The sequence below is a fragment of the Kibdelosporangium persicum genome, from assembly GCF_013280595.1.
Taxonomy (GTDB): domain Bacteria; phylum Actinomycetota; class Actinomycetes; order Mycobacteriales; family Pseudonocardiaceae; genus Kibdelosporangium; species Kibdelosporangium persicum.
The window spans coordinates 40,270-62,142 of sequence record NZ_JAAATY010000047.1 but is presented as its reverse complement, the minus strand read 5'-3'; the positions used below and the strand labels follow the sequence as shown (position 1 = coordinate 62,142).

Genomic DNA, 21,873 nt, shown 5'->3' with positions numbered 1-21,873 from the left:
CATCTCCCACCACGGCGCACCCGGAATCACCCCCACCGAAACCGAAAACCGCCACCACCTCTGCGCCATCATGGAAGCCTGCGGCTTCCGCCGATACGACCGCGAATGGTGGCACTACACACTCGAAAACGAACCCTACCCCGACACCTACTTCGACTTCCCCATCGCCTAGTGGGATGCTGAAGCGCCGTACAGGAAATGACAGGGGGATGCGTGCGAATACGACTGGCACACGCCAATGACGCCGCGGCCGTCAATGAACTGCTTCACCAGTTGGGTTATCCCCAGGATGGCGTCGCGACAACAGCCACCAGAATCCAGATCTGGGGCGACGACCCGTCCAGCGCGGCCTATGTGGCCGATGCCGACGGCGACCTTCTCGGTCTTGTCGCGGTCCACGTCTGCCCGTTCTTCGAACGGACCGGCTCGTGGGCCCGGATCGTGGCTCTGGTCGTCTCCGACCAAGCACGCCGTCAGGGCGTCGGCGGTCAGCTGGTGGCAGCGGCGGAATCGTTCGCCACGAGTCGTGGATGCGTACGCATGGAGGTCACCAGCGCGGACCGCCGCGATGACGCGCACAGCTTCTACAAGCGGCGCGGCTACGTCGACCAAACCGGAAGGTCGTCCCGATTCCTGCTCGACTTCAAGGACACCAGCCCGTCAGGTTGACCAACCTGCGGTGTGCGATGGCGCGGCGGGGAGTTCCACCGTGACACGCAGGCCGCCGGTGGGGCGGGGAGTCAGCGTGACGGTTCCGTCGTGTGCGTTGGTGATGCTTTTGACGATCGCCAGGCCGAGGCCGACTCCCGCGTGGTCGGTGCGTATCCGTCTGGTGCCGCGCTGAAACGGCTCGGCGAGCGTGGCGACCAGTTGTGGAGTGAGCTGCTCGCCGGTGTTCTCGACAGTGAGCACCACAGTATTGGGCTGGACGCTGGTGGTGATCCAGACGGAGCCCTGGTCAGGCAGGTTGTGCCCGATGGCGTTGTGCAGGAGGTTCGTGGTCAGCTGCAGCAACAGCGCGTGCGAGCCGACAGTGGGGGCGATGTCGCCGGAGGTCTCGATGGTGACACCGCGTTTCTCCGCCAGCGGCAGCAGCGTTTCGGTGGCCTCTTCCGCGATGAGGGACAGGTCGACGTGTTCCCGGGCGAAGGCTCGTTGGTCGGCGCGGCTGAGCAGGAGAAGTGCCTCGGTGAGGTCGATCGCCCGGGTGTTGACGAAGTGGAGGCGGTCGACGAGTTCGCGGTTGATGTGGCTCGGATCGCTGCGTGCCACTTCCAGAAGCGTCTGCGTGACCGCCAGTGGGGTGCGCAGTTCGTGGGAGGCGTTGGCCGCGAATCTGCGCTGTTCGGCGACGTGCGCTTCGAGCTGCGCGAGCATGGTGTCGAAGGCGTCGGCGAGTTCACGGAACTCGTCCCTGCGGCCCGGCAGCCAGATCCGGTGGGAGAGCGACCCGTTCTCGGCCAGGCGGGTGGCGTCTCTGATGCGAGCCAGTGGGGCGAGCATGCGGCCGGCGAGAATCCACCCTCCCACGAGACCGAACACCAGCAGGCACACCATCGCCGCGGCGGCGGCCTGCGTGAAGCCGCGCACAAGGAAGGCACGGACCAGGATTCCCCCGGGGACGTCTGCCACGTCGGGCAGGTGACGCAGGACGAACACCCACATGACCGCGATCAGCAGGGCACCGGCGACCATGAGGAACCCGGCGTAGCTGAGGGTGAGTTTGAGGCGAACGCTCAAGCCCGGCGCTCTATTCACGGTCCACTCCCTCAGCCCCGGTGTCGATGCGGTAGCCGACGCCGGGCACGGTCGCGATGATCCCGGGCTCACCGAGGCGTTTGCGCAGGGCCGAGACGGTGATGCGCACGGCGTTGGTGAAGGGGTCGGCGTTCTCGTCCCATGCTCGCTCCAGGAGCTCTTCGGCGCTGACGACACCGCCTTCGGCGGCGACGAGGACTTCGAGCACGGCGAACTGCTTGCGGGTGAGCGCGACGTAGCGGCCGTCGCGGTAGACCTCGCGGCGGAACGGATCGAGCCGCAGGCCTGCGATCTCCCGTACGGGTGGCCTGCTGTAGCCGCGCCTGCGGTCGAGTGCCCGGAGACGCAGCACGAGCTCACGGAGCTCGAAGGGCTTCGTGAGGTAGTCGTCGGCGCCGAGTTCGAACCCGGTGGCCTTGTCGTCGAGCCGGTCGGCAGCGGTGAGCATGAGGATCGGCATGCCGCTGCCGGAGGCGACGATGCGTTTGGCGATCTCGTCACCGGACGGGCCGGGGATGTCGCGGTCGAGCACAGCGATGTCGTAGGTGTTGACGCTCAGTAATTCCAGGGCGGTGTCGCCGTCACCGGCGATGTCGGCCGCGATCGCTTCCAGGCGCAGGCCATCGCGGATGGCTTCGGCCAGATAGGGCTCGTCCTCGACGATCAACACACGCACACTACGACGCTACGAGCTGAACCATATCGTCCGCATATCAAAAACCACATACGTGCTGGCAACACCGCCTTGCCTTGAGTGGAGGCATGCCCCACAGCGAATCGGCCGTCCGGCGCGCACTCGGCAAGGCACACGGCGCTGTCCCCGGCACCGTGACGGTCTTCGATGACGAGATCCCGGCCGTGGCCAACCTGGAACCCACTCTGCTCGGCGCCCTGCGCCGGGCCGCGACCGACGCCGCGGACGACGGGGTCGAGTTCATCGTCAACGGCGGGTGGCGTTCGCCGGAGTACCAGGCACAGTTACTCCATGAGGCCGTGACCAGGTACGGGTCCGAAGAGGAAGCCGCCCGATGGGTCGCCACCCCCGGCACGTCTCCGCATGTGTCCGGGAACGCGATCGACATCGGCTTCGACGCCCGGGCGTGGCTGTCGGTGCACGGCGCCCGGTACGGCCTGTGCCAGATCTACCGCAACGAACCCTGGCACTTCGAACTGCGCCCCGAGGCCATCGAGCACGGCTGCCCGCCCATGTACGCCGACCCCTCGCACGATCCCAGGATGAAACAGTGACCAGAATCCCCACCGCCAAATCGATTGCCGGACGGTGCCGGAGCCGGGGACGATTCCGGCGTGAGTAGCAGGTTGAGGGGGATGGCCAGCGAGACGGTGGCCATTGTGAAGGCTGGTTCCTACCGAGCGCCGGATGGTCAGGCGGTCGCTGTCGGCGACGCGATGACCAGGGCCGTGGCGGGGACGAAGCTGCACCTGCCGGATGAGGCCCTGACGTACGCGGTGGACGAGACCGGCCCGGCCAGGGTGGAAGTGACCAGGGAGTCGAGTCTCGCCGCGGCCCGGCGGCTGGGTGGGGACGTCGCGTGCCTGGTCTTCGCTTCGGCTCGCAATCCCGGCGGTGGGTTTCTCAACGGAGCCCAGGCGCAGGAGGAGTCGGTCGCGCGGTCGTCCGGCCTGTACCACTGCCTGTTGGCGGCCAGGGAGTTCTACGACCACCATCGGGCGGAACCGTCGCTGCTGTACAGCGACCGGGTGATCTACTCGCCGGAAGTCCCGGTGTTCCGGGACGACAAGGGCACTTTGCTACCCGGGCCGTATCCGGTGTCGTTCCTGACCGCGGCGGCGCCGAACCGGTCGGCGATCCTGCGCAACCAGCCCGGCGCGGTCGCCGAGATCACGGGCGTGCTGCGTCGGCGAGCTGCTCGTGTCCTTGAAGTGGCGGCCGCGCACGGGCATCGGCGGTTGGTGCTCGGCGCGTGGGGTTGTGGCGTCTTCGGCAACGACCCGGCCGTGGTCGCTCAGGCCTTCGCGTCGGCGCTGCGGGCGGTGCCGCGGTTCGAGCACGTGGTTTTCGCCGTGCTTGAACGTCGGACGAATTCCCCGACGTTCGCCGCGTTCGCCGAGCTGGCGGTTTCCGGTGTGGCTGAAGGGCGGTAACCGGGCTGAAGCCGGGCTGAAGCCGGCCCGCTGCAGTCTGGCCGCATGAAGATCTCTTTCCGCCGCGTGGGAGCAGGGGTTCTGCTCGCGGGATTCGTCTCCACCCTGGCCGTGCTGGCGCCTGCCACCGCGGTCGCCGACAGCGTCCGGATCACGTCCGTTTCGGACAGCGTCCGGATCACGTCCGTTTCGGACAGTGTGCGGATCACGGGGGTGTGCGAGGGGCCTGACCGCGAGCACATCCTCTGCCAGAACACCTGAGAACCCGGGGCCGCCGAGGTCAGAGTGCTCCGACGACGACCTTGGTGGCCTCGGCCAGCAGGGCGTTGTCGTACTTCGCGTCCTCGGTCGCCTTGTCGGTCAGGACCGCGATCACGATGGGCTTGTCGGGCGACGGCCACGTGACGGCGACGTCGTTGGCCGCGCCGAAGCTGCCGGTTCCCGTTTTGTCGCCTGTCTTCCAGTCGGCTGGAAGCCCGGCGCGGATGCGTGTCGCGCCGGTGGTGTTGGCCAGCAGCCAGTCGGTCAGCTGCTTGCGTTCCGGGTCGCCGAGGACGTTGCCGACGACCAGGTCGCGATAGGCGTTGGTGATCGCCAGCGGTGTCGTGGTGTCCTGTTCGGTTCCGCGGGGGACCACGTTCAGTTCGGTCTCCCAGCGGTCCAGGCGGGTCACTGGGTCGCCGATGGACCGCGCGAACTCCGTCAGTTTCGACGGCCCGCCAAGGAGTTTGAGCAGCTGGTTGCCTGCTGTGTTGTCGCTTTTGGTGATCGCGGCCTCACAGAGTTCGGCCACGGTCATGCCGCTCGCCACGCGAGTGCTCGTCACCGGGGAGTTCGCGACGATCTCGGCCTGCGTGAAGCGAATGGTCTGGCTGAAGAAACCCGAGCTCAACGGGTGCGCCTTGAGCAGCGCTCCGGCGGCGTAGCCCTTGAAGACCGAACAGATCGCGAACCGCTCGTTCTCCCGGTACGCCACGGTTTCGCCGGTCGTCACGTCCACTGCGTACACACCGAGACGCGCGTCGAAGCGGGTTTCCAGCGCCTGGAAGTCGGCGGCGCGGGACGGCGGAGGCGTAGTGGTTGTCGGGGTCGTCGTGGGTGGCGTTGCCGTCGTGGTGCTGGCGCAGCCCGCCAGAGGAGCGGTGACGAGAGCGGCGAGCACGGTTCGGCGGTTGATCTTCATGGTTCTACCGAATCACCGGCACGGCGATAGCGCCAATACGAATTCATCGGCCTCTCGATAGCAGATCACTATCAGAGTCGTCCGGACCGGAGGTCCGTGACGGCTATCCGGGCCGACTCCGCGATCGCCGCGTCGACCGCGGGCAAGGCGAGATCCGCACGCGCGGCGAACGTGAACACGGCGACCGCGATGGGGATCTCGCCGGCGTACTCGACCACGGCGACCTCGTTGCGGACCGCGCCGATCGTGCCGGTCTTGCCGGACACGCGGACAGCGCCGAACGGGAACCCCGCGCGGATGCGATGCGGCCAGACCTGCATGCCCATCAACCGCCGGATGAACGCGCACTGTTCGGCGGACGCCACGGAATCCGACCAGATCAGCGACAACAACCGGGTCATGTCCCGTGGTGTCGTCGCGCTCGTGTACGCGGGGTCGTAGGCGCTGACCGTACGGACCTGGTCGTTGTCGCTGATGAGAGCAAACGCTTGTGCGGTGGTCGAAGTCCCGGTCTCGCGCATCAGTGTCGCCTCGACGTCGGCCGTCCCGCCGACGATCCGGGTGCCGGGCAACTCCAAGTCCGCCACCACGTCCCGGACGGCGTCCAAACCGACCTCGCCGAGGATCACGTCCGCGGCGGCGCTGTCCGACACGGTCATCATCGAGGCCGCGAGATCGCGCCAGGACATCGTGATCGGATCGAGGAACGTGGAGATCCCGGTCGGTCCCGGGGTGCACGAGGCCGGGTTGATCCGGACCGCCGACTGGGGATCGACGCGTCCCCGGTCGAACTCGCGGCACAGGGCGACCAGCAGCGGAAGCTTGTAAACCGACGCCATCACAACGGGTTCGTCCGCGTCGACGTCGACTTCCCGGCTGGTGCCGGCCAAGGGGATCGCGTGCAGCCAGCCTGCCGTACCCGCGTCTTGGAAGACCGAACGGACCTGCTTCTCGATCACGTGAGGGCCGCCGTTATCGCGTCACGGACCGAAGGCGGGAGCACGCGCCACACCAGCCTGACGCGCAGAGAGAACTCCTCGTCGAGGGCGACTCGAACCACGCCAGGCGCCCGCAGATGCGGATCGCAGGTAACGCCGAACGCGCGCCCGGCGGCGACCGCGGCGACGATCTCCCGGTCGTCCACGGCAGGCAGGAAGCTGGGATCGAGGCCCGCGGCGCGCAGCCGGTCGGCGAACAAGTCGAACGCGGCCGTGCCGTGGCTCCGAGGCGCGGTGGCGAACGGCAGTCCACGCATGTCGGTGACGGCGGAAACGTCGTGCCCGTCAGGTACCAGGAACCACGTCGGAACCTTGATGACCGGACCGCATTCCAACGAGTTCACCAAGGCCGGATGGTGCACGACCGCGCAGTCGAGCTCGCCGGACGTCACCGCGTCGACAAGCTCCACTGTGGACGCCGTGGTGACGGTGACCGGAGTGCTGGACGCCAACGCGGCGACGTGCCACGAGCTCAGCTGCGGGATCACGCCGACCCGGGCAGCGCGGTCACGCAACCGCCCTGCTTCGGCGACGAACCGCTCGGCGTCCCCGAGCAGGGCGTACGCCTGCGGCAGGAGTTCCGCACCCGCGGGCGTCAATCCGACTCCACGGGACCCGCGGCTCAACAGCTGGACGCCGAGCTTGCGCTCCAGCCGTTGCACGCCTTGGGAAACCGGTGGCTGGGTCATCCCGAGCCGTTCGGCGGCCCGGCCGAAATGCCCTTCCTCCGCGACGGCGACGAAAAAACCGAGGTGCCGCAACAGGTCCATTACGGACGCGGCCCCAGCCTGGCGATCATGTCGCGGATGAAGGCCGTGTAGCGCTCGCGGAACGCCGGATCGGTCGCCTCCACGCCGAAGGCCTTCTTCACCATGTCCGGCATCACCATCGGGGCCGAGGTCATGGCCATCACGGCGAGCAGCAGCGCGGCCGGATCGAGGTCCGGGTCGATCTCGCCGTCGCGCTGGCGCTCGGTGATCCCGCTCAGGTCCTGGACGGGTTCCTCGTCGGGGGTTTCCTCGCCCTGGGCGTAGCTGAGGCCACGCCAGACCAGCAGCCGGATGCCGCGGGGATCGTCCAGGCAGTCGTGCAGGTAGGAGGTCGCGACGTCGGCCGCGGACCGCCCGGGATCGTGGAACGTCGCCTCGTGCTTCAACCACTGGCTCTGCAAGGTCCGGTACAGGCCTTCCTTGCCGCCGAAGTAGTAGTTGATCAACTGCTTGTTCACGTTGGCCCGGGCCGCGATCTCGTGCACGCGGGCGCCCGCGTACCCCTTCTCGGCGAACTCGTCGTACGCCGCCGCCAGCAGGACTCGCCTGGTTCGGTCGGCGTCCGCCTGACGCTCCTCCGGTGCTGGTGAGCGCCTTGGCCTCGCTGGTTCGCGCATGGCGGGATGGTATCAGTCAGCTATTTGGTTGACGCCGTTTGACAACTGGTTGAAACTGGTGGCATGACCATCCTGGTAACCGGAGCGACCGGCAACGTCGGCCGCGCAGTCGTGTCCCAGCTGCTGGAGGCGGGCGTGTCGGTGCGCGCGACCTCACGCAATCCCCAGACCGCCGATCTGCCCGTCGAAGTCCACGCGGCTGACCTCGGCGACCCCGGCTCGTTCGACGCCGCGCTGACCGGCGTCGAGAAGGTGTTCCTGTTCCCGAACCCGGCGGGCGCGTCCGGCTTCGCCGAACTCGCCAAGGCCAAGGGCGTCAAGCAGATCGTGCTGCTGTCCTCCCAGGCCGCCGCGCACGAGGAGTTCGGCGACTCGCCGATCCGAACCATGCACCTCGCGGTCGAGCAGGCCGTGGCGAAGTCCGGCATCGACTGGACGTTCCTGCGTCCGGGCGGGTTCGCGGCCAACACCCTCGCCTGGGCGCCGTCGATCGTGGAGCGCGGCGAGGTCCGGATGCCGTTCCCGGAGTCCGAGGCCAACTCGATCCACGAAGCCGACATCGCGGCCGTGGCGGTCAAGGCGTTGCTGGAGGACGGCCACGCCGGCGCGGCATACGAGCTGACAGGCCCCGAGTCGATCACACAACGCCGTCAGGTCGAGGTGATCGCGGCCGCCATCGGCCGAGAGATCACGGTTGTCGTCCAGGACCGCGCCGAAGCCAAAGCGGCACTGCGTGAACAGTTCGGTGACTTCGCGAACGACAAGATGATCGAGTCCCTGCTTGGCATGCAGGAAGCCACCGTGGGCAGGCCCGCCGGCCTGAGCGACGCCGTCGAGAAGGTCCTCGGCCGCCCCGCCCGCCCCTTCGCCGAGTGGGTCGCTGACCACAAGGCCGATTTCACCGCCTGACCCGCGGCTTCTGTTCCCTCCCGTACCGGCCGGTCGTACGGGAGGGGCACACCGGGTCCTGAGGACCCGGATCGTCACCGACCGGCGGGAATCTTGAGCGTGGCGATGGTAGGCCCGCCAACGGGGCTCGTCAGCTCGAACGTCCCGTCAAACGTGGCGAGCCGGCGATGCAGGCCGCGCAACCCGGTCCCTCGATCCGCGCAGGCCCCACCCTGGCCGTCATCGATCACCGAAACCTCCAGCACATCCGCGACATGTCGAATGTGGACGATCACCCGGCTGGCCGAAGCATGCTTGGCGACGTTGGTGAGAAGCTCGTTCACGGCGAAGTAGACCGCCGACTCGACAGGCGAAGCCACGCGGCCGTTCACCTCGCCATGCACAGTCACTTGCAGCGGACTGTCCAGGGCAAGGGCGCGTAGCGCGTCCGTCAGGCCACGTTCAGCGAGTACCGGCGGGTGGATTCCGCGCACCAGGTCGCGCAACTCCGTCAACGCCTCAGCCGAGGCAGCCTTGGTCTTCGCCACCAGGGACTTGGCTGCCTGGGGGTCCTGGTCGATCAAGCGCTCGACCGCCCCGAGGTGCAGGCCCATCGCCACCAGCCTGGCCTGGGCGCCGTCGTGCAGGTCGCGTTCGATCCGGCGCAGTTCCGCGGCCTGCGCGTCGGTCGCGTCGGCGCGGGTCTCGGTCAGTTGCCGGACGCGTTGGGCCAGAACGGCGTTCACGGTCGGCGCGAGCAAGAGGCGGGATATCCGTGCCTGCAGGCGAAGTGTCCACGAAGGAGCGAACAACGCCATCGGGACGGCGACCAAGCCGAAAACGCTGTCCACAGCACAAGACGCATAGTCACGCCAAGTCGCTGGGTCCTTCATCACCCAGCTGTAGCGGGCGGCACGCAGCAAAGCCGTGGGTGTCTTGTAAAGCTGGCTGCCGTATCGGTACATGCCGTCCGGGCGCGGTGGTGGAGCGACGGGCGTGGGCATGTACGGGGAAGCGATCACTGTGCCGGTCCACTCGCGGATCATGCGCCGTCGGAACTCGGTGACCGCACGGACCGTCATCACCATGGGAGGCCACAGGAACACCCACAGGCCCCAGATGTGCGTGGGCACTCCGAGTACGAAGAACACCGTCGACACCGTCAACGTGCCTGACGCCAGCAGAGTGTGTGCGGTCACGAACCACAGCAGCTTGATCCGTCGACGCACGCGAGCCCAGAACCGGAACATCACGCCGTCGTGCTTGGCCCGTAGCATCACGAACGACCACCGGTCGTGCACCCTGACCAGCCACGGCGCGGCCACGAACCCCGCGAGTACGCACACCGCGGCCCAAGGCCACCACGGTGTGAAGAACAACCAGACGCCCAGACCGGCCAAGCCCGGCGCGGCCCCGGCCAGCACACCGCCGACAACCGGATTCGCCACCAGCCAGTTGAGGTCCCGGCGGGTCCCCGGGTCGTCGGTCGCCCAGTCGAGCAGGCGGTCGAACTCGTGCCACCACGAGGGTTTTTTCACCAGCGTGTCGCCGACCTTGTACAGACCGTCCTCGTCGGGGGTCGGCGGCGGGGGCGGCGGCCAGTAGACGCCCTCGATCGGCACGCCGGCCAGCCGCCGGGCCAGGTCGGGCAGCCAGCGGGAGCCCTTGATCATCATGGGGGCGGTCACCACGATCGAGAAGTTGGCGACCAGCCAGACGAACATCGGCAGGCCGAACAGGGCGATGCCGAGCCGGGCCACGCTCTGCCCCATCGCCTTGATCTGCCGCATCCGCCCTCCCGAGGTCACCCACAGTGTGACCGACCCCGGCGGGGACGCGCAGTGCTCGCAGCCCTAACCCTCGGGTGGGCCTAACCCCACCTGAGCGAACCGCGCAGGCGCTCCGCGTTCGCCTCCTCGCGGGCGTACAGCAGGCCGAACGTGAACCCGTTCTCGCCCGCGGCATGCGCCTGCATGGCGAGCGTGCGCAGGAGCGGCTGAGCGACCACGCTGTCCTGGTACTCGCCGCCTTCCTTGGTGAACGCCTTCGCCCGCTTACGGGCCTTGTCGGCCGGTTCGCCCAACGCGGGAAGGGCGACCTCGAACGCGTACCGCAACCGTTTGGCCGCTTTGCGGGCCCGGTGGATCTCGCCGGCCGCCAGCCGCGGGCTGATCTTGCCGGCCGCCCGGTCGAGGTGTTTCGGGAGTTCCTGACGAGCCTTGCGGCCGGCCTTCGGTGACGTGGGCGGGTCGGCGACGAGCGCGTCCAGCCGGTCGAGCAACCGCAGATAACGCTTGCCGCGCAGCGTCCGCAGCACGTCCTTGCGGGCTTTTTCCTGCTCGGGGGCGAAGTGCCGGGTCAGCCGGGCCTGCACGGGCCCGACGACGAGCTCCGGCGGCAGTGCGGACACCGCGCCGGTCAGCCGTGCGGCCTGCACCTCCAGGTCACGCGCCGCGCTCAGTTGCCTGCCCAGCCACTGCAATTCGGCGGCGATGTCCTCGCTCGGCAGCACCTTCCGGTACACGCGCAACGCACTGCGCAGGCGGCGGGTCGCGACGCGCATCTGGTGCACGGAGTCGTCGACGTCCTGGCGGACCAGGATGTCGTAGTACTTGATCTTCTCCACCTGGGCCGCGACGTACGCCAGCACGACCTCACCCGCGGTCTTGCCGGGTTCGCGCACGACCCGCTCGGTCTCCAGCGCCCTGGCGAGTTTGGACGGCAGCGAGGACCGCTGGAAGCCCGCCGACCGCAGTGGCTCGTCTGTCCGCTCGATCACGTCCGGGTCGCCCTCGACCTCGATCTCGCGCCAGGTCTTGGTTTCCGCGTCCGGCCGGGACGCGGTGACCCGGTCGTCGGTCAGCTCGGCGAGCAGCTTTCCCTTGCCGCCCACGATCTCCCAGCGCGTGCGGTCGGTCTGGATCCGGGCGACCGGGCGCAGTTCGGCACCCCGGGTGTAGCCGAGCGTCAGGTCCGAGAACTGCTTGGGCGGGGTGTCCTTGCCGTTGAGCGGAATGTGGATCTCGTCGCGGGTGTCCTCGCCGACCGGCACCTTGAGGTGCCAGCCTTCGTCCGCACCGCCCTCCCGGCGGCGCAGCGTCAGCCCGCCGCGGATCAGCCGGAGGTCGGCGGTGTCGTAGTACACCGCGTCAAGCGTCTCGTGCTGCGGCCCGGAGACGACGCCGGGCAGTTCGGGCAGCTCGGCCTCCGGCTCGGCTTCGTACTTGCGCTCGACTTCCCGTTGGGTCCGCATTCCAATCACCTACCCCGGCAACGTGATCGTGAAACAGGCTCCGCCTTCGGGCGCGGGCCCCGCCTCGATCGTACCGCCCATCCGCGTCACGAGCCCGTGCACGATCGCCAGGCCCAGACCGGTTCCGACCGGCCGAATGCCTTGGTAACGCCGGTGCAGCGCGCCGCGATCGAACGCCACTCTGTAGTCCTCATCGGACAATCCCGGCCCGCCGTCGCGCACTTGCAGCACCCGTCCGGCAGGCTGCGCGAGCACGATCGGACGGCCGGACGGCGTGACCCGCAGCGCGTTCTCCATCAACCCGTCGAGCGCCTGGCGCAGCCTGCGCGGGTCGGTGTGCACGAACACCGGGTGCTCGGCGTTGATCAACCGGAACTCCACGCCTTCCCGGGAACATCGCGCGGACCACACGTCCGCCGTCTCCCGCAGCACTCCCGACAGGTCGACGGACGTGAGGTCCAGCCGGAAGTCGTCGGCCGACAGCCTGGCCAGGTCGAGCAGGTCGCCGACCAGCCGCTCCAGCCGCTGGGACTCGTGGGAGATGGTTCGGCCGGCCTCGGCGGCCTGCGGGCCGGTCACCACACCGTCCGCCAGGGATTCGGCGAAGCCACGAACGGCGGTCAGGGGCGTGCGCAGCTCGTGGGACACCGAAAGCAGGAAGTCCCGTTGCCGGGCTTCGCTGCGTTGCAGGGCGTCGGCCAGTGAGTTGACCGATCCGGCGACGTCGGCGACCTCACGTGGGCCTTCGACGGGGACCCGCAGATCGCGCCGGCCCTCCCGCATGGTGTGGGCGACCTGGGCGGTGCGCCGCAACGGACGCGCCAGCAGCCGGCCGAACACGACACCGGCCGCCGCGGCCACCAGCAGTCCGATTCCCAGGGCCAGCAGGATGTTCCCGACCAGCCGCCGGATCGTCGAACGGTCCGAAGACGGTCGCAACACGAGGGCGAAACTGCCGCGAGGGGCGTCACGCGCCTCGACGAGGTACGTACGGCCTGCGGTTTCCACGGTCTTCGACACAGTGCCACCGTCGACCGCGTCGGCCTGTTCGGCCGCGGCGACCGCACTGGCCTCACCGAGGACCACGCCGCGCTGGCTGACCGAGACCACGGATATCCCTTGTCCTTCAAGGATATCCACCACTCGGCGGCGACCGGTCACCGCTCCGTTGGTCTCGAACAGCTGCGCCGACAGCACGTCGGCCTGGTCGGCCAGCACACGCCGGGTGACGTCCAATGAGGTCGTGGACACCAGCCGGAACAACACAAGCCCGGCGACGAGGGCGGAGATCCCCGCGACCGCGAGGCACACGATGATCACCCGGCCGGCGAGCGAACGGATCACCGCGACTCCACCGAGTACCCGACGCCCCGAACTGTCCTAATAGGACTGCTGTCGCCGAGTTTGGCCCGCAGCTGCGCGATGTGCACGTCGACCGTCCGGGTCCCGGCCGCCGCCTGGTAACCCCAGACCGCGCTGAGCAGCTGGTCGCGTGCGTACACCCGGCCAGGCGTCCGCATCAAATGCTCAAGGAGCTGGAACTCGGTGGCCGTCAGGTCGATCTCCTGACCGCCCGCCCAGGCCCGGCGCTGTTCGACGTTCACCTCCACGGTCCCGACGCGCAACACGTCACTGGCGGGCGCCCCGCGACGTAACACCGCACGCACCCGCGCGACCAGCTCACGCGGGCTGAACGGCTTGGTCACGTAGTCGTCGGCGCCCATCTCCAAGCCGAGGATCCGGTCGATCTCGTCGTCGCGGGCGGTCACGAACAGCACCGGCGTCCAGTCCTCGGCGGCCCGCAGCGACCGGCACACCTCGATGCCGTCCATCCCCGGCAGGCCGATGTCGAGCACCACGGCGACCGGGCGCAACCGGCGGACAGCCGCCAGCGCGCCCGGCCCGTCCGTCTCCACGTGCACGCCGAACCCGTCCCGGCGCAGGTACATCGCGACCAGGTCGGCGATCGACCGTTCGTCCTCGGCCACGAGAACGAGTCCTCTAGGGCTCATCCAGCTCCGACTCGACACTGTTGAGTGTGGACTCGACGGAGTCTAGGTCACCTGCGGGCGGGTCCTGCTGCCTCTGACACCCGGCGAACAAGAACGCGCACGCGGCGAGCACGGCCAGTGAGCGTCTCATTTCGCGCCGCAGTGCTTCTGCTTGTAGGCGTTCAGCCGCTCCTGGGCCTTCCTGAGCGTCTGGGCTCGTTCGGCGCGGTGGTCGGCCTTGCCGTTGAGCCAGTCCTTCTGCGCCGGGTTGGTCGCGCGCTCGGCGCGTGCCCGCAGGGCGGCGACCGAACCACGCACGTCGGCGCCGCCGTTGATCCTGGTCAGCAGCTTGTTCGCGCGGGCCTCCAGCTTCGGGATGCGCTGCTCGCAGACCTTCTTGACGTCGAAGCTCGGCGCGGTGGGCGGCTGAGCGGCGGCGGTGGAGGTCAGCAGGGCGAGACCCATGACAGTCGCGCCGCCCGCGGCGGCGATGCGGTGTGTCCAGTTCATGTCCATACTCTGACGGCCGGGCATGAGCATGAGGTCCGGCGAATGTTCGGGTTCTGTAAGGCCGCGTCACCGACCGCTCAGCCGGATGCAATCGGTGGCGCCGATCCTGCCCGCCATCATGCGCAGCCGGGCCGCGGAAAGTTCGATGGTCGCCCGGCGACTCGCCCCCGGGCGGCGTGTCCTGGCCATCAGGCGTTCGAAGCTGGCCACGTCGACGTCGATCAAACGGCTGACCGAGACCACCCGGTCGGGTTCGAGCGCCAGCACGATCAGTAACCGGCGTTACCGGGAACCCGTGACCATGCCGCTGGCTCCGGGAGCTTATTCGTCCGTGATACACAGCCGTAGCTGCGACTGCACCCACGTCTGACGTGAATCGTCCGGTGGCAGGCCTCGCACCAGGACTTCCAGTGCTTCCTGGTCCGTCGTCCCGCGCACGAACGAGTACAGCGCGTCCAGGTCACGGCGTTCCAGCACGAGCCTGCGCAACTGGTTCAGCGTCTGCTCCCGTTCCACCTGCACGCCCGGCGCGTTGGACCGGGGCAGCAACGGACCGCGCCACCACGCCACCGCCTCGCGGACTCTGCGTCCGCGCAACGGTTCGCGGATACTGATGAAGTCCGCGTCGACGTCGGTCTCCAACCGGTACGGCTTGGTGCTGATCGCGGACGCGCCCAGTTGCGTGCGCAACCGATGGATCTCGGCGCGTGCGGTCACCGGGTTGCCGGATTCCCCGTACAGCTCCAGCGCGAGCTGTTCCGCGGTCATCCCTCTGGGGTGCAGGGCGAGTAGCGTCAGGATCTCGGCGTGCCGCAGGGTGAGCGCGATCTCCTGGCCGTCGAGCAGCGCGCGGGGATCCTCGACGCCGAGGAACGGCATCGTCAGCAACTGGCGGCGGCGGTGTATCCGGCCAGGGGCGACGCGCAGCAGGTATCCCTCGGCGAGCGGTTCGATGCACGCCTCGCGGCCGTCCGGCAGCCACAACCTGCCCTGCTCGGCCGTGACGTCCACTCTGGACGGCAGACAGTCGCAGGACTCCGTGGCGACCACCCGGCCGGTCGCGGTGACCAGCGCGCCGGGCTCGCCGCGCAGTCCGGCCAGGTGGCGCATGTAGCGCTGCCTGAACCGTTCGTCGTGCAGGTTCATCCTTGTCCGCAACTGGCCTTCGGCCAGCTGCGCCGCCGCGGAGACCAGGGCGAGCGTCGACGGGTGCATCGTCGACAGTGGACCGGTGACGTCGATGACGCCGAGCACCACGCCGGTGTCCGGATCGTGCACCGGGGCCGCCGCGCAGGTCCAGGGGTGGTAGCGGCGGACCAGGTGCTCTTCCGCGTGGATCATCACCGGGCCGTCGACCGCCAGCGCGGTGCCCATCGCGTTCGTGCCGATGGAGTCCTCCGTCCAGCGGGTGCCTTCGGTCAGCAGCACCTTGTCCGCGAGTCTGCGAACGGACGCGTTGCCTTCCCGCCAGAGCACGTGCCCGGCGGCGTCGGTGATCAGCATGATGTGCTTGGCCTCGTCGGCGATGCTCACCAGCATCGCCCGCAAGGAGGGCATCACCGGCGCCAGCGGATGGTCCGCGCGCAGGTCGGGAATGTCGTTTTCGGGATAGACAACGTCCGGCAGGCCGTGCTCCGGATCGATGCACGCGGCCAACGAACGCTGCCACGATGCGGAGACCAGCGCCCGCGGCTCACCTGCCGGGCGCCCGTCGGGCAGCCCGTGCCGCAACTGGCTGACCAGGAATGCGTACGCGCTCGCGTCGTTCATCTTGTTCCACGCCCTTGGAACGCACTGTGCAACGTCACTGCAACCCAGTGTCTTCTACCGTCCGCCACTTGTACCCATGAAAGCATGCCGGAGAGGCGTGGAGCATGAGTAGATACGCCGCACCAGGACAACCGGGCAGCGAGGTGCAATTCGCCGACCGCTACGACCACTTCATCGGCGGCGAGTACGTGCCGCCCGCGGGCGGCACGTACTACCACAACCCGACGCCCGTCACCGGTCAGGTCTTCACCGAGATCGCCGAAGGGACCGCCGACGACCTGCGGCGGGCGGGTGACGAGGCCAGGGGTGCGGCGGGCTGGTCCAAGACGGCGCTGGCCGAACGGGCCGTCATCCTCAGCGAGATAGCCGACCGGATCGAGGACAACCTCGAAGCGCTCGCGGTGGCCGAGAGCTGGGACACGGGAAAGCCGATCCGGCAGACGCTGGGCGCGGACGTGCCGTTGGCCTCGGATCATTTCCGGTACTTCGCCGGTGCGATCCGGGCCAAGGAGGGTGTCCGGTCCGAGATCGACGGTGACATCGTGGTGCACGGGTTCCGTGAGCCGATCGGGGTCATCGAGCGCTCGCTGGGCTGGGACTTCCCGTTGCTGGGCGCGGCGTGGCACCTCGCGCCCGCGCTCGCGGCCGGCAACACCGTGGTGCTCAAGCCGGCGATGCAGACACCGGCGTCGGTGCACGTGCTGCTGAGCGTGATCAACGACCTCGTGCCGCCCGGTGTGATCAATGTGGTCAACGGTTTCCCGGGGACGCCGCCGATCGGCCTGGGACCGGCGGTGTTCTTCGCCGATCTCGAAGGGACGTTGCACGACCGGGCGGTCGAGGGTTTCGCGACCGGGACGTCGGCGGCCTTCGTCCAGCACGGCCGGTACGAGCGATTCCTTGACGCGGCGTTGGGGCGCGTCGGGGAACTCGTCACCGGCCACCCACTCGACACCGGCACCACCGTCGGCGCGATGGCCAGCGCGGACGAATGGGTGAAAGCCTTGTGGCACATCGACAACGCCGTACGCGCGGGCGGACGGGTCCTGGCGGGCGGCGGCCAGGCCTCGCTGAGCGGCGAACTGACCGAGGGCTTCTTCCTTGAGCCGACCGTGATCGAGGGCGACAGGAACCACGCTCTGGCGGGTGCGCCGGTGATCTCGGTGGCCGGCTTCAGCGACTTCGACGACGCGGTGAAGCTCGTCAACGACATCCCGCAGAGTTCCGGCGTCTCGGTCTGGGCGCGGGACACCGGCGCCGGATACCGTGCCGGCCGGGCGATCCACGCGACCAGGGTGTGGGTCAACAGCGACCGCGTACACCCCGCGGAAGCGGCCTTCGGCCGGGAGAACCGCAACAGCCTGCTCGCCGGCTACTGGCGCGAGAAGCGCCTCCTGGTCAACTACTCGTGAGTGGTTATCCGGGTTCTAACCCCGATAACCACTCACGAGGGGGTTTTAGCTGGTCCAGGCGATTGTGGGGGAGCGGTAGAAGTTCACGCCCTGGTGGACCCACCGGTCACCCTGCAGGGCCAGGCGCCGGCTGAACGACGCCCAGTCGTGCGTCGACCACGGCGACCAGCCCAGTTCGGCGATCGCCGGAAGCCTCGGGAACGCCATGAACTCGATGTGGTCGCTGTTCTCCAGGGTCTCCGACCACAGCGGTGCCTCGACGCCCAGCACACTCGACTCGGGCACGTTCCTGATGAACGAACCAGGATTCCAGCCGTACGCGGTGTCCACCTCGATCAGTCCGGCCCAGGTCAGGCCGAGCGGGGTGCTCCGGTCGTACTTCATGTCCAAATAGGACTTGTGAGCGGGGGAGAGCAGAACCTTGCTGCCGCGCTGGGTCGCGGCGACGACCTCCTCGTCGACGTCGTCCGTGCCCCAGTACTGCGGGAGCACCGACGGGTCCGACTGCGTCTTGGCGATCTCGTGCCAGCCGGCGGCCTTCTTGCCGTACTTGGCCACGATCGGAGTCACCCGCTGCATGAACTTCACGTAGTCGGCGGGCTTGGTCGCGTGCGTCTCGTCGCCGCCGATGTGGATGTACTCGCCCGGCGTGAGCGCGGCCAGTTCACGGATGACGTCCTCGACGAACTTGTACGTGATCTCCTTGTCGATGCACAGCGAGCTGAAACCCACGCTGGTGCCGGTGTACAACGGCGGCGCGATGCCGTTGCAGTTCAGCTCGGCGTACGAGGCGAGCGCCGCGTTGGTGTGCCCCGGCATGTCGATCTCCGGGATGACCGTGATGTACCTGGCCTTCGCGTACGCGACCAATTCGAGGTACTGGCTGCGGGTGTAGAAGCCGCCGGGCCCGCCGCCGACCTCGGTGCTGCCGCCGTGGCTGGTCAGCCGCGGCCAGCCGGGGATCTCGATGCGCCAGCCCTGGTCGTCGGACAGGTGCAGGTGCAGCCGGTTGATCTTGTACTGGGCGATCTGGTCGATGTAGCGCTTGACCTCGTCGACGCCGAAGAAGTGCCGGGCCACGTCCAGCATCGCGCCGCGGTGGGCGAACCGGGGGTAGTCGACGATCCTGCCGCCGGGCACCACCCAGGGTCCCTGGTGCCGGGTCTTGCTCTCGACCTGCGCGGGCAGCAGCTGGCGCAGCGTCTGCGTGCCCGCGTACAGGCCCGCCGGGGTGTTGGCCCGGATGACGATCTGGTCGCGTTCGACCGCCAGCTGGTAGCCCTCCTGGCCGACGCGGGCGTCAGCGCCGCCGAGCAGCAGGGAGATGCCGTGCCCACGGGCCAGCGCGGGCAGCACCGGCAGCGGATATCCGGTGGACGGCCGCAGGACGTCGGCCAGCTGCCTGCCGACCGCCATGGCCTCGCGCGAGCCGGCCTCGGTGAAGATGACGGTGCCCCAGTTCAGCCGGAATGCCTGACGTGCATCGGGCCACGCCTCCGCGGGCGCCGGGATGACACTGGTGAGGCTCTTGCCCGCCTGCGCTGCGGTCGTGGGTGCCGAGAATGTGGCGGCAGTGGCGGTCGTCACCGCCATGACCGTGAGGAATCGACGTACGTGCACGGGCCCTCCCGAACGTAACTCCAGCAGGCGGCGACAATTCAGGTATAGACCACTCACCCACCCGTCACAACGGCCGATTGTCTTGCCCATCGCGGGGTGCGACAGTGTGGCGCGTGGTGCGCGCTTGTCTGTTGATCGTTCTGCTGGTGGTGACCGGGTGCGGTGCCCGGCCGGTTTCGCCGGCCGAACCGGCCGAACTGCCCGTCAAGCCCGCAGACCACCTGGACGTCTTCACGTGGTCACAAGGCGTTCCAGCAGGCGCGCGGCCGTTGTCGGCGACCTTCAAGGGCCCGCACTTCTCCTACCAGTTCGGCGCGCTGGCTGTGCGCCCGGACATCGACGAGACCAGCGGCGCGCTGGAGGGCGGACCGGCACGCGCGGCCGCCGGCCATGAGTTCCTCGTGCTCTACCGCCTGCAAGGCGACGACACATTCGCGCCGCTTCCCCAGCAGCCGCTGACCGTCGAGGTCGTGGTCGGCGACGTGCGCAAGCGCTTGCCCAAACCTTTGGAACGGGGGACTGCGCTGATTGTCAGCGTTCCGCTCGGCGGTGACGCCACGCTCGAAGTGACCGACGACCGGCCTTACCAGTACAGCGTGCGCAACGGCCTCGGCAGCGCGTCTTCTTCGCCTACCGACGGCGCACCGTCGAACCCCGGCGCCGATCAGATCCGATGGCAGGACGGGAAGTACACGGAACAGGGCGCCTACCAGGGCGTCCGGACTTCCGGGCCGCTGACCGTCACGCTGGACCTGGGCTCCCGTGCGGAGCTGGCGGATTCCCTGCCCGGTGTCGGTGCAGCGGCCGCCAAGCAGGTCTGGTTACGGCTGCCGGGCGCGAAGATCAGCACCGACGACCCGGACCTGAAGGTCGACCTCGGCCGCAGCGTCGCGCTGGCGCTGCCAGGCGGGACCAAGGTGTCACCTCGGCAGTCGGCCTCCGGCCTGCTGTTCTCCGTGCCCGAGTCGTTCGCCGGCGGCACGTTGACGGTCGCTCCCGAGTTTCCGTCCGGCAGCACCGCGAAGTGGTCGCGGAAACCCGCGCCCAAGCAGATTCCGCTGACTAAGGCCTGAGGATCGGCCGCAGCGCGTCGAGCACGGCCGCGTCCTCGATGGTCGACGGCACGGGTTCGTCGCGGCCGTTCGCGATCCCGCGCATGGTCTTGCGCAGGATCTTGCCGGAGCGGGTCTTCGGCAGGCCCGCGACGATCGAGACGTCACGGAAGGCCGCGACCGGGCCGATGTCGCGGCGGACGGCGGCGATGAGCTCGTCGCGCAGGACGTTCTCGTGGACCTCCACACCCGCCTTCAAGACCACGAAACCCCGTGGCAGCTGGCCTTTGAGCGGATCGTGCACGCCGATCACGGCACACTCGGCGACAGCCGGGTGCGCGGCCAGCACAGCCTCCATCGCGCCCGTGGACAGGCGGTGTCCGGCCACGTTGATCACATCGTCGGTGCGGCCCATCACGTACACGTAGCCGTCCTCGTCGATGAAGCCGCCGTCGCCGGTGAGGTAGTAGCCGTCGTACGTGGACAGGTAGGACTGCACATAGCGTTCGTCGTCGCCCCACAACGTGGGCAGAGTGCCTGGCGGCAAGGGAAGTCTGATCGCGATCGCGCCTTCTTGCCCGGCAGGCACCTGGTTTCCCGACGCGTCGAGGATCTGCACGTCGTAGCCGGGCACGGGCACGGTCGGCGAACCCGGCTTGATCGGCATCGGTTCCAGCCCGCGCGGGTTGGCACAGATCGGCCAGCCGGTTTCGGTCTGCCACCAGTGGTCGATCACCGGTACGCCGAGCTTCTCCGTCGCCCAGTGGTACGTCTCCGGGTCCAGGCGCTCGCCTGCCAGGAACAACGTGCGGAAATGGGACAGGTCGTACTGCTTCATCAGGTGCCCGTCCGGGTCGACGCGCTTGATCGCGCGGAACGCCGTCGGTGCGGTGAACAGCGCCTTCACGCCGTATTCGCTGATCACGCGCCAGAACGCGCCCGCGTCCGGCGTGCCTACGGGCTTGCCTTCGTACAGAAGCGTTGTCGCGCCGACGAGCAGCGGTGCGTAGACGATGTACGAGTGCCCGACCACCCAACCGACGTCGGACGCCGTCCAGAACACGTCACCGGGGCCGATGTCGTAGATCGCCTTGAGAGACCACGCGAGCGCGACCGCGTGCCCGCCGTTGTCGCGCACCACGCCCTTCGGACGGCCTGTTGTACCGGACGTATACAGGATGTACAGCGGATCTGTGGCGCTTACATTCACGCAGTCATGCGGCTCGGCGGAAGCGACAAGGGTGTCCCAGTCGACGTCCCGTGCGCCCAGTTCGGCGAGTTGCTGCGGCCGTTGCGTGACCACGACGTGGTCGGGCTGGTGCTGGGTCATCGACAGCGCCTCGTCGATGATCGGCTTGTAGGCGACCACCCTGGTCGGCTCGATGCCGCACGAAGCCGCCACGATCACCTTCGGCCGGGCGTCCTCGATCCGGCTCGCCAGCTCCTTCGGCGCGAACCCGCCGAATACCACGGAGTGCACCGCGCCCAGCCGGGCACAGGCCAGCATCGCCACCACGGCCCGTGGCACCATGGGCATATAGATGATCACCCGGTCGCCCCTGCCGACGCCAAGGCCCGCGAGCGCTCCCGCGAACACCGCGACCTCGTCCAGAAGTTCGCGGTACGTGTACGAAGCCTTGCTGCCCGTCACCGGCGAGTCGTAGATCAACGCGACCCGGTCGCCGCCGGCGTGCCGGTCGAGCGCGTTGAAGCAGGTGTTCAGCTCCGCGCCCGCGAACCAGCGGTAGAAGGGCGGGTTGCTCGCGTCCAGAGCTGTGACCGGTGGTTTCGCCCAGTCGATCGCCTCGGCCGCGTCGAGCCAGAAGGCATCCGGATCGGTCAGGCTGAGGTGGTGTGCGTCCCGGTAGTCACCCATGGAGTCACTTTGCCACTGGAGCAACCTCGGTGCCCATGGGCGCGTCTG

General features: G+C 68.6%; 23 protein-coding genes. 8 read left to right on the top strand and 15 right to left on the bottom strand.

Annotated elements, in window-relative coordinates:
• The coding region (locus GC106_RS43760; RefSeq protein ID WP_281368792.1) for a M15 family metallopeptidase at positions 1–172 on the top strand (172 nt) is incomplete at its 5' end.
• A gap of 41 nt (positions 173–213) precedes the next feature.
• Complete coding sequence (locus GC106_RS43755; RefSeq protein ID WP_312873370.1) at positions 214–669, top strand: GNAT family N-acetyltransferase; 456 nt, start codon at positions 214–216, stop codon at positions 667–669.
• On the opposite strand, the gene GC106_RS43750 is transcribed toward GC106_RS43755, so the two are convergent.
• Together GC106_RS43750 and vanR-Sc are read right to left on the bottom strand one after the other, a co-directional pair.
• Positions 661–1,758 carry a sensor histidine kinase gene (locus GC106_RS43750; protein WP_173142102.1) on the bottom strand — a complete coding sequence of 366 codons (1,098 nt, stop codon included), beginning with the start codon at positions 1,756–1,758 and terminating at the stop codon, positions 661–663. The two genes, GC106_RS43755 and GC106_RS43750, sit on opposite strands and share 9 nt — an antisense overlap.
• Positions 1,751–2,434, bottom strand: a complete 684-nt coding sequence (gene vanR-Sc, locus GC106_RS43745; RefSeq protein WP_173142101.1) for a VanSc-type vancomycin resistance response regulator transcription factor VanR — start codon at positions 2,432–2,434, stop codon at positions 1,751–1,753. Before vanR-Sc ends, GC106_RS43750 begins: the two co-directional genes overlap by 8 nt.
• 86 nt (positions 2,435–2,520) lie before the next feature.
• Here vanR-Sc and GC106_RS43740 point away from each other — a divergent pair, with 86 nt between their 5' ends.
• Genes GC106_RS43740 through GC106_RS43730 form a run of 3 tightly spaced genes read left to right on the top strand, consistent with a single transcriptional unit; the run spans position 2,521 to position 4,146 of the window.
• Positions 2,521–3,006, top strand: a complete 486-nt coding sequence (locus GC106_RS43740; RefSeq protein ID WP_173142100.1) for a M15 family metallopeptidase — start codon at positions 2,521–2,523, stop codon at positions 3,004–3,006.
• Between the two features lie 60 nt (positions 3,007–3,066).
• Positions 3,067–3,885, top strand: coding sequence for a TIGR02452 family protein (locus GC106_RS43735; RefSeq protein WP_173142099.1), 819 nt, complete (start codon positions 3,067–3,069; stop codon positions 3,883–3,885).
• Positions 3,886–3,930: 45 nt separating this feature from the next.
• Positions 3,931–4,146 (top strand): hypothetical protein, encoded by a 216-nt coding sequence (locus GC106_RS43730; protein WP_173142098.1) that lies wholly within the window; start codon positions 3,931–3,933, stop codon positions 4,144–4,146.
• 19 nt (positions 4,147–4,165) lie between these two features.
• Here the strand turns inward: GC106_RS43730 and bla are convergent, their stop codons facing one another.
• From bla to GC106_RS43710, 4 genes are all read right to left on the bottom strand, one after another.
• A complete protein-coding gene (gene bla / locus GC106_RS43725) occupies positions 4,166–5,068 on the bottom strand; it encodes a class A beta-lactamase (RefSeq protein WP_173142097.1) in 903 nt (300 codons plus the stop codon).
• Between the two features lie 71 nt (positions 5,069–5,139).
• Positions 5,140–6,027: a serine hydrolase gene (locus tag GC106_RS43720; RefSeq protein WP_173142096.1), complete on the bottom strand. Its 888-nt coding sequence runs from the start codon at positions 6,025–6,027 to the stop codon at positions 5,140–5,142.
• Entirely contained in the window at positions 6,024–6,836 is an 813-nt protein-coding gene (locus tag GC106_RS43715) for a LysR family transcriptional regulator (protein WP_173142095.1), read from the bottom strand. Before GC106_RS43715 ends, GC106_RS43720 begins: the two co-directional genes overlap by 4 nt.
• A complete protein-coding gene (locus tag GC106_RS43710; protein WP_173142094.1) occupies positions 6,836–7,453 on the bottom strand; it encodes a TetR/AcrR family transcriptional regulator in 618 nt (205 codons plus the stop codon). Before GC106_RS43710 ends, GC106_RS43715 begins: the two co-directional genes overlap by 1 nt.
• Positions 7,454–7,516: 63 nt before the next feature.
• On the opposite strand from GC106_RS43710, the gene GC106_RS43705 reads away from it, so the two are divergent.
• Positions 7,517–8,362, top strand: a complete 846-nt coding sequence (locus tag GC106_RS43705; protein ID WP_173142093.1) for an NAD(P)H-binding protein — start codon at positions 7,517–7,519, stop codon at positions 8,360–8,362.
• 74 nt (positions 8,363–8,436) lie between these two features.
• Here the strand turns inward: GC106_RS43705 and GC106_RS43700 are convergent, their stop codons facing one another.
• The 7 genes from GC106_RS43700 to GC106_RS43670 form a co-directional block, all read right to left on the bottom strand.
• Positions 8,437–10,131 (bottom strand): sensor histidine kinase, encoded by a 1,695-nt coding sequence (locus GC106_RS43700; protein WP_217281694.1) that lies wholly within the window; start codon positions 10,129–10,131, stop codon positions 8,437–8,439.
• A gap of 80 nt (positions 10,132–10,211) precedes the next feature.
• Positions 10,212–11,594 (bottom strand): CYTH and CHAD domain-containing protein, encoded by a 1,383-nt coding sequence (locus GC106_RS43695; RefSeq protein WP_173142092.1) that lies wholly within the window; start codon positions 11,592–11,594, stop codon positions 10,212–10,214.
• A gap of 9 nt (positions 11,595–11,603) precedes the next feature.
• Positions 11,604–12,938, bottom strand: a complete 1,335-nt coding sequence (locus tag GC106_RS43690) for a HAMP domain-containing sensor histidine kinase (protein WP_376777830.1) — start codon at positions 12,936–12,938, stop codon at positions 11,604–11,606.
• A complete protein-coding gene (locus GC106_RS43685) occupies positions 12,935–13,606 on the bottom strand; it encodes a response regulator transcription factor (RefSeq protein WP_173142091.1) in 672 nt (223 codons plus the stop codon). The genes GC106_RS43690 and GC106_RS43685 overlap by 4 nt, the downstream gene beginning before the upstream one ends.
• A 126-nt stretch (positions 13,607–13,732) precedes the next feature.
• Positions 13,733–14,095, bottom strand: a complete 363-nt coding sequence (locus tag GC106_RS43680; RefSeq protein WP_173142090.1) for a hypothetical protein — start codon at positions 14,093–14,095, stop codon at positions 13,733–13,735.
• Positions 14,096–14,161: 66 nt separating this feature from the next.
• Positions 14,162–14,362, bottom strand: coding sequence for a hypothetical protein (locus GC106_RS43675; protein ID WP_173142089.1), 201 nt, complete (start codon positions 14,360–14,362; stop codon positions 14,162–14,164).
• A 54-nt stretch (positions 14,363–14,416) separates the two neighbouring features.
• Positions 14,417–15,865, bottom strand: coding sequence for a helix-turn-helix domain-containing protein (locus GC106_RS43670; RefSeq protein WP_173142088.1), 1,449 nt, complete (start codon positions 15,863–15,865; stop codon positions 14,417–14,419).
• A 104-nt stretch (positions 15,866–15,969) separates the two neighbouring features.
• Between GC106_RS43670 and GC106_RS43665 the strand changes: the two genes are divergently transcribed.
• Positions 15,970–17,277, top strand: coding sequence for an aldehyde dehydrogenase family protein (locus GC106_RS43665; protein ID WP_173142087.1), 1,308 nt, complete (start codon positions 15,970–15,972; stop codon positions 17,275–17,277).
• Positions 17,278–17,322: 45 nt separating this feature from the next.
• Here GC106_RS43665 and GC106_RS43660 read toward each other — a convergent pair whose 3' ends face one another.
• The gene (locus tag GC106_RS43660) at positions 17,323–18,870 is read right to left on the bottom strand and encodes a beta-N-acetylhexosaminidase (protein ID WP_173142111.1); all 1,548 of its coding nucleotides are present in this window, start codon (positions 18,868–18,870) and stop codon (positions 17,323–17,325) included.
• 140 nt (positions 18,871–19,010) lie between these two features.
• Between GC106_RS43660 and GC106_RS43655 the strand changes: the two genes are divergently transcribed.
• Positions 19,011–19,970 carry a hypothetical protein gene (locus GC106_RS43655; RefSeq protein WP_173142086.1) on the top strand — a complete coding sequence of 320 codons (960 nt, stop codon included), beginning with the start codon at positions 19,011–19,013 and terminating at the stop codon, positions 19,968–19,970.
• Here the strand turns inward: GC106_RS43655 and GC106_RS43650 are convergent.
• On the bottom strand, positions 19,960–21,825 hold the full coding sequence (locus tag GC106_RS43650; protein ID WP_173142085.1) for a propionyl-CoA synthetase: 1,866 nt from the start codon (positions 21,823–21,825) through the stop codon (positions 19,960–19,962). The genes GC106_RS43655 and GC106_RS43650 overlap by 11 nt on opposite strands.
• Positions 21,826–21,873 lie beyond the last annotated feature (48 nt).

Coding starts and splice junctions, on each gene's coding strand:
- GC106_RS43740 (WP_173142100.1), top strand. CDS start 2,521: ATGCCCCACAGCGAATCGGCCGTCCGGCGCGCACTCGGCAAGGCACAC.
- GC106_RS43730 (WP_173142098.1), top strand. CDS start 3,931: ATGAAGATCTCTTTCCGCCGCGTGGGAGCAGGGGTTCTGCTCGCGGGA.
- bla (WP_173142097.1), bottom strand. CDS start 5,068: ATGAAGATCAACCGCCGAACCGTGCTCGCCGCTCTCGTCACCGCTCCT.
- GC106_RS43715 (WP_173142095.1), bottom strand. CDS start 6,836: ATGGACCTGTTGCGGCACCTCGGTTTTTTCGTCGCCGTCGCGGAGGAA.
- GC106_RS43710 (WP_173142094.1), bottom strand. CDS start 7,453: ATGCGCGAACCAGCGAGGCCAAGGCGCTCACCAGCACCGGAGGAGCGT.
- GC106_RS43705 (WP_173142093.1), top strand. CDS start 7,517: ATGACCATCCTGGTAACCGGAGCGACCGGCAACGTCGGCCGCGCAGTC.
- GC106_RS43700 (WP_217281694.1), bottom strand. CDS start 10,131: ATGCGGCAGATCAAGGCGATGGGGCAGAGCGTGGCCCGGCTCGGCATC.
- GC106_RS43695 (WP_173142092.1), bottom strand. CDS start 11,594: ATGCGGACCCAACGGGAAGTCGAGCGCAAGTACGAAGCCGAGCCGGAG.
- GC106_RS43685 (WP_173142091.1), bottom strand. CDS start 13,606: ATGAGCCCTAGAGGACTCGTTCTCGTGGCCGAGGACGAACGGTCGATC.
- GC106_RS43680 (WP_173142090.1), bottom strand. CDS start 14,095: ATGAACTGGACACACCGCATCGCCGCCGCGGGCGGCGCGACTGTCATG.
- GC106_RS43670 (WP_173142088.1), bottom strand. CDS start 15,865: ATGAACGACGCGAGCGCGTACGCATTCCTGGTCAGCCAGTTGCGGCAC.
- GC106_RS43665 (WP_173142087.1), top strand. CDS start 15,970: ATGAGTAGATACGCCGCACCAGGACAACCGGGCAGCGAGGTGCAATTC.
- GC106_RS43660 (WP_173142111.1), bottom strand. CDS start 18,870: ATGGCGGTGACGACCGCCACTGCCGCCACATTCTCGGCACCCACGACC.
- GC106_RS43650 (WP_173142085.1), bottom strand. CDS start 21,825: ATGGGTGACTACCGGGACGCACACCACCTCAGCCTGACCGATCCGGAT.